Raw genomic sequence first — 3,442 nt, forward strand, 5'->3', positions numbered from 1 at the left:
CCGCTTTACCCTGCCCCGTTCAATTGGGTAGGGCGCCTATTGCCCACAATAGGATAATTCGAACCGAGCGGCGTCGAGAGCGACAATTCGGAATTGCGGATGACGTTTATGAAACATCCAGGCTAGATGGATGACTCTAGTTTGTGCGATTTCCGGCCCGCCGCTTTGGCGTACACTAGCTCCAAAAATAGTATGGAAAACAACGACATGGAGACAAAACGCAGAACCTTCCTCAAGGTCGGCGCGCTCGGCGCGCTGGCGCTGGCGGCGGGCGGCGGGATTTACCGTTACATCCACCCTTCGCCGCTGGGGCGCTTCGTGCTCGACGGCGAAGCCAAAGCGGCCATCGACGCCATCGTGCCGGCCATGCTGGCCGGGGCCTTGCCGGACGACCCGGGCGCGCGCGGCGCCGCCGTGGCCGCGACCACCGTGCGCGTGCACCAGGCCATCCTGGGCTTGCCGCTGGCGGCGCAGAAGGAAGTCCAGGACCTGTTCGGATTGCTGTCGCTGGCGCCCGCGCGGCGCCTGCTGGCGGGCGTCTCGGGCGGCTGGGCCGGCGCCAGCGCCGAGCAGGTCGCCGTGTTCCTGCACGACTGGCGCTTTCACCGCCTCGGCATGCTGCAAAGCGCCTACCACGCGCTGCACGACCTGATCATCGGCTCCTGGTATGCCGATCCGTCGAGCTGGGCGGCGATCGGCTATCCCGGGCCGATGAAGGAACTGGCTTGAGCGCCGTCCCGGATCCGGTCCAAGCCGGCATCGCCGCCGGCTGGAAGGTGATCGACGCCGCCGCGCTGGAGGCCGACCGCGCTTTTGACGCCGACGTCGTCATCATCGGCAGCGGCGCCGGCGGCGGCGTCTCCGCCGAAATCCTGGCGCTGGCCGGCCTGAAGGTGATCATCGTGGAGGAGGGCGCGCTCAAGTCCTCGACCGACTTCAAGATGCGCGAAGCGGATGCCTATCCGGCCCTGTACCAGGAGTCGGCCGCGCGCAAGACGCGCGACAAGGCGATCAACATCCTGCAGGGGCGCACCGTGGGCGGCTCGACCACCGTCAACTGGACCTCGAGCTTTCGCACGCCGGAGGCGACCCTGGCTTACTGGCACAAGAACTTCGGCCTGTCGACGTATACCAGCGCGGCGCTGGCCCCGTGGTTCGCCATGATGGAAGCGCGCCTGTCGATCGGCGAGTGGCAAGCCCCGCCCAACGAAAACAACGACCTGCTGCGGCGCGGCGCCGAGCGCCTCGGCATTTCCTCGGGGGCGATCAGGCGCAACGTCAAAGGCTGCTGGAACCTCGGCTACTGCGGCATGGGCTGCCCGACCAACGCCAAGCAGTCGATGCTGGTGACCACGATTCCGTCGGCGCTCGGCCACGGCGCCACCCTGGTCACCCATGCGCGCGCGCAGCGCCTGGTGTTCAAGGGCGACGCGGTCTCCCACCTGCTGTGCGAGGCGCTGGCCGCGGACGGCCTGGCCGCCAGCGGGCGCAGCGTCACCTTGCGCGCCAGGCACTTCATCGTGGCCGGCGGGGCGATCAACTCGCCGGCGCTGCTGCTGCGCTCACGCGCGCCCGATCCGCATGGGCTGCTGGGACGGCGCACCTTTCTGCATCCGACCGTGATTTCGGCGGCGATTTTCGCGCAGCGCGTCGACGGCTTCGCGGGTGCGCCGCAAACCATCTATTCCGACCACTTCTTGCAGAACGGCCCGCTCGACGGCCCGATCGGCTACAAGCTCGAAGCGCCGCCGCTGCACCCGCTGCTGCTCTCGACCACCATGGCCGGCTACGGCCAGGCGCACGCCGACACCATGCGCCAGTTCCCGCACGTGCATGGCTTGCTGGCGCTGCTGCGCGACGGCTTCCATGACGAGGCGCCCGGCGGCAGCGTGGGCCTCACGCACGAAGGCGCGGCGCTGCTCGACTACCCGATCAAAGACTATGTCTGGGACGGCGTGCGGCGCGCCCTGTTGTCGATGGCCGAAATCCAGTTCGCCGCCGGCGCGGCCAGCGTGCAGCCGGTGCACGAACTGGCGGCGCGCTACACCAGCTGGGAGGCGGCCAGGAAAGGCATCGGCGCGCTGCCGATGAAAGAGCACATCACGCGCGTGGTGTCGGCCCACGTGATGGGCGGCTGCACCATGAGCGACGACGAGCGGCGCGGCGTGGTCGGGTCCAACGGCCGCTATCACGGGGTGCGCAACCTGTCGGTGCACGACGGCTCGCTGTTCCCGACCTCCATCGGCGCCAATCCGCAGCTGTCGGTGTACGCCATCACGGCGCGCCTGGCCAGCGAGCTGGCGCAGGCGCTGAGCGGGCGTCCCACCGCGCCGCTGGCGCCGGCGGCATGAGCGCGCGCGCCATGCTGCGCTGGGTGCTGCTGGTGCAACTGGTGCTGGCCGGGGCCATCGCGTATGGCGCGCTGCGCTACGGCGCGCTGGCCTCGACGCCGCTGGCGCTCGCCTGCGGGCTGGCCTGCGTGCTGCTGGCGCGCCTGCTGCTCACGGCGAACAACTTCAGGGCCACGGCGCGCTTTTCCAGCGCGACCCCGGCGCCGTTCAGGATCGGCGCGGGGGGCATGCTGCGCCTGTTCGCCGAAGAATTCGTCTCGACCCTGACCCATTCTTCATGGTTCATGGCGCACGCGTCGGCGCACCAGCGCATCCACGCGGGCGCCACGGTGCCGCCGCTGCTGCTGTTGCACGGCTACGGCTGCAACAGCGGCTACTGGACCCACCTGGTGCGCGAGCTGGACGCGGCGCGCATCAGCCACGCCACGCTCGACCTGGAGCCGATGCTGGCCGGGATCGACGACTTCGTGCCGGCGGTGCGGGGCGCCATCGAGGCCCTGTGCGCGGCCAGCGGCGCGCGCCAGGCGATCATCGTCGGCCACAGCATGGGCGGGCTGGTGGCGCGCGCCTACCTGCGCGCCCATGGCAGCGCGCGCGTGGCGCATGTATTTACCATCGGTACCCCGCACCACGGCACCAGCCTGGCCAGCAGGGGGCCGGGCCTGAACGCCGTCCAGATGCGGTACGACGCGGGCGGCGACGGTGGCGCCGCCGCGGCGAACGCCTGGCTGCGCGCACTGGCCGCCAGCGAAAGCGCGCAGACGCGCGCGCTGATCACCTCCCTCTTCACCCATCACGACAACATCGTCGCGCCGCAGACCTCGTGCGTGCTCGAAGGCGCCCGCAATATCGCCTTCGGCGGCGTCGGCCATGTGGCGCTCGGACGCAACCGGCGCGTGCTGGCGCGCCTGATGCAGGAAATTAGCACTCTGTCCACAGCCCAAGATAATCTTTAGCAAGGTGGTAATCTTACTGTGTCATAAAAGCATTGTAAACTATTAGCCCTTGTGTATACTGAAACCTTCCATGACGATGGGGGTGAAGATGGACAATTTGGCAGATCTGGACGAGTATCTCGAACACCTTTGCAC

General features: G+C 68.6%; 3 protein-coding genes. All 3 read left to right on the plus strand.

Annotated features, from left to right (window positions below; translation table 11 throughout):
• Positions 1-207: 207 nt before the first annotated feature.
• Genes F2P45_RS33795 through F2P45_RS33805 form a run of 3 tightly spaced genes read left to right on the plus strand, consistent with a single transcriptional unit; the run spans position 208 to position 3,307 of the window.
• Positions 208-729 carry a hypothetical protein gene (locus F2P45_RS33795; protein ID WP_166882589.1) on the plus strand — a complete coding sequence of 174 codons (522 nt, stop codon included), beginning with the start codon at positions 208-210 and terminating at the stop codon, positions 727-729.
• Positions 726-2,351, plus strand: a complete 1,626-nt coding sequence (locus F2P45_RS33800; RefSeq protein WP_166882590.1) for a GMC family oxidoreductase — start codon at positions 726-728, stop codon at positions 2,349-2,351. The genes F2P45_RS33795 and F2P45_RS33800 overlap by 4 nt, the downstream gene beginning before the upstream one ends.
• Positions 2,348-3,307: an esterase/lipase family protein gene (locus F2P45_RS33805; protein ID WP_166882591.1), complete on the plus strand. Its 960-nt coding sequence runs from the start codon at positions 2,348-2,350 to the stop codon at positions 3,305-3,307. Before F2P45_RS33800 ends, F2P45_RS33805 begins: the two co-directional genes overlap by 4 nt.
• The last annotated feature ends 135 nt before the right edge of the window (positions 3,308-3,442 follow it).

Origin of the sequence: Massilia mucilaginosa, assembly GCF_011682145.1 — a bacterium.
Taxonomy (GTDB): domain Bacteria; phylum Pseudomonadota; class Gammaproteobacteria; order Burkholderiales; family Burkholderiaceae_D; genus Telluria_A; species Telluria_A mucilaginosa.